The sequence below is a fragment of the Polaromonas sp. P1_E1_2 genome (assembly GCF_056406035.1).
Genome location: NZ_JBFUAZ010000196.1, coordinates 1 through 6,494, shown reverse-complemented (window position 1 = coordinate 6,494; position 6,494 = coordinate 1). Strand labels below are relative to the sequence as shown.

Annotated in this window: 5 protein-coding genes; 4 read left to right on the top strand and 1 reads right to left on the bottom strand. The window is 65.4% G+C overall.

All coding sequences use genetic code 11. From position 1 onward, the window contains the following. Both argH and AC1D1P_RS11110 read left to right on the top strand, forming a co-directional pair. A partial coding sequence (argH, locus tag AC1D1P_RS11115) for an argininosuccinate lyase (protein WP_477673008.1) occupies window positions 1-1,153 on the top strand: 1,153 nt, incomplete at its 5' end. Window positions 1,154-1,173: 20 nt separating this feature from the next. Then, window positions 1,174-2,640, top strand: coding sequence for a rhomboid family intramembrane serine protease (locus tag AC1D1P_RS11110; protein ID WP_477673007.1), 1,467 nt, complete (start codon window positions 1,174-1,176; stop codon window positions 2,638-2,640). A gap of 18 nt (window positions 2,641-2,658) precedes the next feature. Here the strand turns inward: AC1D1P_RS11110 and AC1D1P_RS11105 are convergent, their stop codons facing one another. Further along, window positions 2,659-3,951 carry a tetratricopeptide repeat protein gene (locus AC1D1P_RS11105; RefSeq protein WP_477673006.1) on the bottom strand — a complete coding sequence of 431 codons (1,293 nt, stop codon included), beginning with the start codon at window positions 3,949-3,951 and terminating at the stop codon, window positions 2,659-2,661. A 250-nt stretch (window positions 3,952-4,201) separates the two neighbouring features. Between AC1D1P_RS11105 and AC1D1P_RS11100 the strand changes: the two genes are divergently transcribed. Then, entirely contained in the window at window positions 4,202-4,861 is a 660-nt protein-coding gene (locus AC1D1P_RS11100) for a response regulator (protein WP_457279431.1), read from the top strand. 175 nt (window positions 4,862-5,036) lie between these two features. Further along, a complete protein-coding gene (locus tag AC1D1P_RS11095) occupies window positions 5,037-6,446 on the top strand; it encodes an ATP-binding protein (RefSeq protein WP_477673005.1) in 1,410 nt (469 codons plus the stop codon). The last annotated feature ends 48 nt before the right edge of the window (window positions 6,447-6,494 follow it).

The following is a 6,494-nucleotide window of genomic DNA, read 5'->3' as shown; positions in this document are numbered from 1 at the left end:
CCTCGAAGACGTGCACTTCAACATCGAAGCGCGCCTGACCCAGCTTGTGGGCGACGCCGGCAAACGCCTGCACACCGGCCGCAGCCGCAACGACCAGGTCGCCACCGATGTGCGCCTGTGGCTGCGCAGTGAGATCGACCTGATCGGCGGGCTGCTGACCGACCTGCAAAAAGCGCTGGTTGACATCGCCGAGAAAAATGTCGAAGTCATCCTGCCCGGCTTCACCCACCTGCAGGTGGCCCAGCCGGTGAGTTTTGGCCACCACATGCTGGCCTATGTGGAAATGTTCAGCCGCGACGCCGAGCGCATGCTGGAGATCAGGAAACGCGTGAACCGCCTGCCGCTGGGTGCTGCAGCACTGGCCGGCACCAGCTACCCGCTGGACCGCGAACGCGTGGCCAAAACGCTGGGCATGGTCGACGAAAACGGCAAGCCACAGGTCTGCCAGAACAGCCTGGACGCCGTGAGCGACCGTGACTTCGCGATTGAATTCACGGCAGCCGCGTCGCTCGCCATGGTGCATATCAGCCGCATGAGCGAAGAGCTGATCTTGTGGATGAGCCAGAACTTCGGCTTTATCCACATCCCCGACCGCTTTACCACCGGCTCGTCCATCATGCCGCAGAAGAAAAACCCCGACGTGCCAGAGCTGGCGCGCGGCAAGACCGGCCGCGTGGTCGGCCACCTGATGGGCCTGATCACGCTGATGAAGGGCCAGCCCCTGGCCTACAACAAGGACAACCAGGAAGACAAGGAGCCGCTGTTCGACACCGTCGACACGCTCAAGGACACGCTGCGCATCTTTGCCGAGATGGTGGCCGGCATCACCGTCAAGCCCGAAGCCATGGAAAAGGCCGCGCTACGCGGCTACGCCACCGCCACCGACCTGGCCGACTACCTGGTGAAAAAAGGCCTGCCCTTCCGCGATGCCCACGAAACCGTGGCCCACGCCGTCAAAGCTGCCACCACCCATGCGGTGGACCTGTCCGAGTTGCCACTGGCTGTGCTGCAGGAATTCAACCCCAGCATCGAAAAAGACGTGTACGACTGCCTGAGCCTGCGCGGCTCGCTGAACGCCCGCAACATCCTGGGCGGCACGGCGCCGGCGCAAGTCAAGGCACAAATCGCGCGGCACCGGGCGCGGCTGGGCTGAACTGAGCCGTCGGCGGGAGCATGTTTTACGCAATTCCGCTGGAAAACCGGCCGACCTGGAGCAACCCGCCATGGTTGACGATTCTGCTGATCCTGGTGAACATGACGGTGTTCTGGGGCCCGCAGCGCGCCGAGGAAAATGCGCAGAACAAGGCCGCGGTCTTTTATCTCTCGAGTAGCCTGCCGGCGCTGGAACTGCCCGCTTTCGTCGGCTGGCTTGAGGAGACCGGATCATCCCGCGCGCCGGCAGCCAGGCGCATGCTGGAGCAGCGCCGCTACGGCGAATTGCTCGACGGCCTGGAATACGAAAAAACCTTCCTGGCGCGCCTGCACGCCGGCCTCGTCGTCCGGCCCGGGAACCCGGCCCATCCGCAGTGGCAGCAGGATAGGCGCCGCTACGAAGGAATGCAGCCGGCCCCCTTCACCGCCCACTGGGCCCAAGACAACAGCAAGGACGCACTGCTGCGACCCGTGACCTGGATCACCGCGGCCTTCCTGCATGCCGACACCAGCCACCTGATCGGCAACATGGTGTTCCTCTTCCTGTTTGGCTTTTCAGTCGAACTCGCGTTAGGCCGCAGTCTTTATCTGGCGTTTTATCTCGCGGGCGCACTGGGTGCTTCGCTGCTGGCCGGTTGGGCCTATGCCGGGCAGGGCGGCTACGGCCTGGGTGCCTCCGGTGCGGTTTCCGCCCTGATGGGCATGTATGCCGTGATGTACCGCCTGCGCCGCATCCGCTTTTTCTACCAGCTGTTTTTCTATTTCAACTACGTCACAGCGCCCGCGCTGCTGCTGCTGCCCGCCTGGATCGCCAACGAACTGCTGCAGCATGTCATCGGCGGCAAGGGCGTGGCCTATATGGCGCATCTGGGCGGGCTGCTCACCGGTGCGCTTCTAATGGCCGCGGCTATGCACTGGCGCAAACTCACGCCACCGCCCGCGGCGGCCGAGCAGGCCGAAGACGGATTCGAGCGGCATGTCGCCGAGGCCAAACGGCTGGCGGCCGAGATGAAATTCGACGCCGCCTGCGCGCAATGGCGGGCCGCGGCGAAACTGCGGCCCACCGACGGCGAAGTGCTGCGTGCCTGGTTCAACACCGCGCGGCTGCAGCCGGCCGGCGAAGATTTCCACGGTGCCGCGCGCCGCATCTTCCGCCTCGCGCCCAGCGACGACGCCACACTGGAACTGCAGCATGCCAGCTACCGCACCTATCTGGACCAGGCCAAACCCGGCGCGCGCCTAAAACCCGATGACATGGCGCGGCTGGCGCGCCGCTTCACGCGCGCCCGCCAGTTCGATGACGCCGACAAGTTGTGCCGCGCGCTGCTCAAAAGCGCGCCGGAGCATTCGGGACTCGCCGACACGCTGGGCGTCTGCGCCCAGGGCTGGTTGCGCGCAGGGCAGCGCGAGCGCGCCTTGTATTGGCTGCCGCACCTGCAGCGGCTCGCCCCCAACGACATGGCCACGCGCGCGCTCGCGCAGGTCTGAACCGCCGTCTCAGCCACTTCAGGCGGCCGGCTGGTCGCGCAGCAGCCAGCGCACCTCGCGCGTCGCCTCGCTGTCGGGATAGCGTTCCTCGAGCACGGCCAGCACTGGGCGAGCCATGTCGGCACGGTTCATGCCCTGGGTCAGCACCCGCGCGACGAGCTCATAGGCCTGCGGAATAGCGGCGTGGCCGCGAAACCGCTTGTCGAAGCTGCGCAGAATGGCAAGCGCCGCCTGCGCGTCGCCGGCGCGCCAGGCGGCGCGTGCCAGGGCCAGTGTCTGCCCGCCATCTTCCAGGACAAACGCAGGTTCACGCGCACGGCAGTCCTGCCAGGCCTTGAGCGCCTCGGCTCCCAACTCCTGCTGCAGCAGCAGCGCAATAAACCGCTTTGCATTCTCAACCAGCGTCGGCGTCTTGTCGGCCATCAGCAATACGCGGTGATAACGCCGCAGCGCAGCGACGTCGCTGGGCCGCATGCGCTGGTCTTCGTAGGCGATATTGAGCGCGGCGGGAATATCGCCTTCGGTCACCAGTTCGGCGACCAGCGCGTCGGTTTCCTGGCGCGCGATCTGCTCGGGGCTGCGGCGCTCGGGCGGGGCGTCGTCCGCGCCGGCACCGGGCAGCAGATCGATGTCGAGCCCCTCATGGTGCTGATACATCACGTAGCCCAGGAGGCTGGCCATGACCCAGCCGAAATAGATGAATGCAAAATTGAACAACGGCACCAGCAGCCAGAGGCTGACCAGTGGCAGCAGCAGCACCAGCGCGACCTGCGCACCGCTGCTCAACAGAAACAGGAACAGGCATAGCGCGAGATAAGGCGCGCCGATGACACGCACAACACCCAGAATCGCGGCGGGGTTCAACGAGCGCATCGCGCTGCCCGACTGCACCAGGACAATGACGGTCGCCGGAAGCAGGAATGAAAACGCGAAAGTCGCGACCGTGGCGAGCTTGCTGTTGACCGATGCCACAAGGCCCAGGATAACGGCCTGCACCACGAAGACGCCGAACAGCTTCCAGGGAAGGCTGCTCCACTCGTCGTCAAGCCGCGATGGAAAATCGCTGGCGCGCGATATTCCGCGCGAGCCGAGCACGGCGACCTTGAAGCCGTACCGACTCGCGGCCAGCAGGATGCCGAGTTCGACAATCACCCACATCATCCCCCGCGGGAGGAAAAAGAATAGCTGCGGCAGAAGGCTGCAAAACGCCAGGAACAGCCCATAGGCCAAAGGCGCCCCCTGGAACGGGAATGCGAAGAATTTGTTGAGGCGATGCCAGAACGGCTTGACCGCGGACTTGCCGGCCACCATGTCTAAAGAGCGCCGTGTGTTGTGACGAACCGCCCCGCCCGCATGAACTCTCCCATCTAAGCTCCCTATTGTTGTGTTGTGATTTTAGTGCGCCGGGCTCGCTACAGGGCCAGGCTTTCGGGACGGGCTCTCCGTCTGGGCAGGGCATGCGGGAAAAACAGCCTGCCCATCGTGGTTTAAGGCCCGCCTAAGTCCCGCCGCCGCATAATCTTTGCAAAAGGCAAGCGGCCTAACCCTTGACGAAAGAAACATGCGTTTATTGCTCGTTGAAGACGACGCCATGATCGGCGAGACCGTGCTACAGGTGCTGCGCGGTGAGCACTATGCCGTCGACTGGGTGCGTGACGGCCGCATGGCCGACGAGGCCCTGAACAGCGAACAGTACGACCTGGTGCTGCTGGATCTGGGCCTGCCCAAGCGCGACGGCCTGGAAGTGCTGCGCGCTTTGCGGGCTCGACGCAACACCACCCCGGTGATGGTGGCCACGGCGCGCGATGCGGTCGGCGACCGCATCGCCGGGCTGGATGCCGGCGCCGACGACTACGTCGTCAAGCCCTATGACACCGACGAACTGCTGGCACGCATCCGCGCGCTGATACGCCGCAGTGCGGGCCGGGCCGAGCCGGCGTTTGAACACAAGGGCGTGAGCCTGAACCCCGCCACGCGCGAAGCCAGCCTCAACGGCCAGCCGGTGTCGCTCTCGGCACGGGAATGGGCGGTGCTCGAACCCTTGCTGGCGCGCCCAGGCGTGGTGCTGTCACGCGCGCAACTCGAGGAAAAACTCTTCAGCTGGAAAGACGACATCAGCAGCAACGCTGTCGAGGTCTACATCCACGGCGTACGCAAAAAACTCGGCAACGACGTGATCCAGACCGTGCGCGGCCTTGGATACTTGGTACCCAAACAATGACAACTCCCGCAGATCAAACACCAGCAGGGGCCGCGGAACCGGCTTTGCCGGGCCGCAGGCGCAGCGCCCCCTCGGGGGGCAGCGACCACACGAAGTGGAGAGCGTGGGGGCCTATTCAGCTCGGCAACGACGTGATCCAGACCGTGCGCGGTCTGGGGTACCTGGTGCCCAAGCAATGAGGAAGCCAGCAAGTCACTCCCTGAGAAGGAGGCTGCTATGGTTCGTGCTGGCCGCCATCTTCCTGGCCGCCTTGCTGCAGGCGGCCACCGCCTATCGCGGCGCACTGCAGCAGGCCGACGCGATGTTCGACGACCATTTGCAGCAAATGGCGCGCTCACTGCGCAGCGGCATTCCACTCAACATTCCCCTGGACGAGACCGACGAAGACGACCGCTTCGAGGTCTACGTGCAGATCTGGGGCCAGGACGGCACACAGATTTTCCGCTCCACCCGATCGGCGCTTCCGCCGCGCGCAGTGCTCGGCTTTTCGGACGTCGAAGCGCACGGCAACCGGTACCGCGTCTACACCCTGCAGACCGCGCTGCAAACCGTGCAGATTGCGCAAGACCTGGACGCCCRCTCGGCGCGCGCCCGCACGCTGGCTGTGCGCGCCGTGCTGCCCTTTGCCTACCTAACCCCGCTGCTCATGCTGGCCGTGTGGTGGGTCATCAGCCGTTCGCTGGCGCCTGTCGAGCGTGCCCGGCGACAGGTGGCCGGGCGCCCGGCCGACGATTTGTCGCCGCTGGCCGACGACGGCCTGCCCGACGAAGTGCGGCCGCTAGTGGAAGAGCTGAACCTGCTGTTCGGCCGGGTGCGCGGCGCTTTCGAGGCGCAGCGGCATTTTGTGGCTGATGCGGCGCACGAATTGCGCTCGCCGCTGACGGCGCTCAAGCTGCAGGCGCAGGCCCTGCGCCGAAACGACGAAGAACCTGCGGCACGGGAGGCCGCCATTGGCCGGTTGAACCAGGGCATAGACCGGGCGATACGGCTGGTCGAGCAGCTGCTGGTGCTGGCCCGCGAAGAAGCCGCCGGCACGGCACAAGCCGGAGCCGATTCAGGCCAGGCACCTGCCGCTGCCACCTTTGTGGACCTGCGTGACGTGGTGAAGCTGGCCGTGGCCGATGTATTACCCCATGCCGGCCACAGGCAAATTGACCTGGGCCTGGCGGGCAGCGAGCCACTGCAGCCCGTGCAGGTGAAAGGCCACAGCGAGGCCTTGCGTATCCTGCTGCGCAACTTGCTGGACAACGCGGTCAAGTACACGCCGGTGGCGGGCCAGGTCGATGTGTCGGTGGGCGTGCAGGACGGACAGCCGGTATTGACGGTGGAAGACAGCGGCCCGGGCATCGCCGCAGAAGACCGCCACCGCGTATTTGACCGCTTCTTTCGCGCCGCCAGCGTCACGGACATGGCGGGCGGGTCGGCTGGATCGGCGATCTCTCCGGAAGCCGGCAGCGGCCTCGGATTGGCCATCGTCAAGGTGATTGCCGAGCGGCACGGCGCGACGCTACAGCTCGGCACGTCAGACCGCCTGGGTGGACTGCGGATTGAAGTCCGGTTTCCGGCGGGCGAGATCACCGGCTAGCAGCCATCATTTGCTACCATTTTTATAGCTGCTCGCGCAGTACTATTG

What these genes read in the sequence shown, in the direction of transcription:
- AC1D1P_RS11110 (WP_477673007.1), top strand. Translation starts at nt 1,174, where the DNA reads ATGTTTTACGCAATTCCGCTGGAAAACCGGCCGACCTGGAGCAACCCG.
- AC1D1P_RS11105 (WP_477673006.1), bottom strand. Translation starts at nt 3,951, where the DNA reads ATGGTGGCCGGCAAGTCCGCGGTCAAGCCGTTCTGGCATCGCCTCAAC.
- AC1D1P_RS11100 (WP_457279431.1), top strand. Translation starts at nt 4,202, where the DNA reads ATGCGTTTATTGCTCGTTGAAGACGACGCCATGATCGGCGAGACCGTG.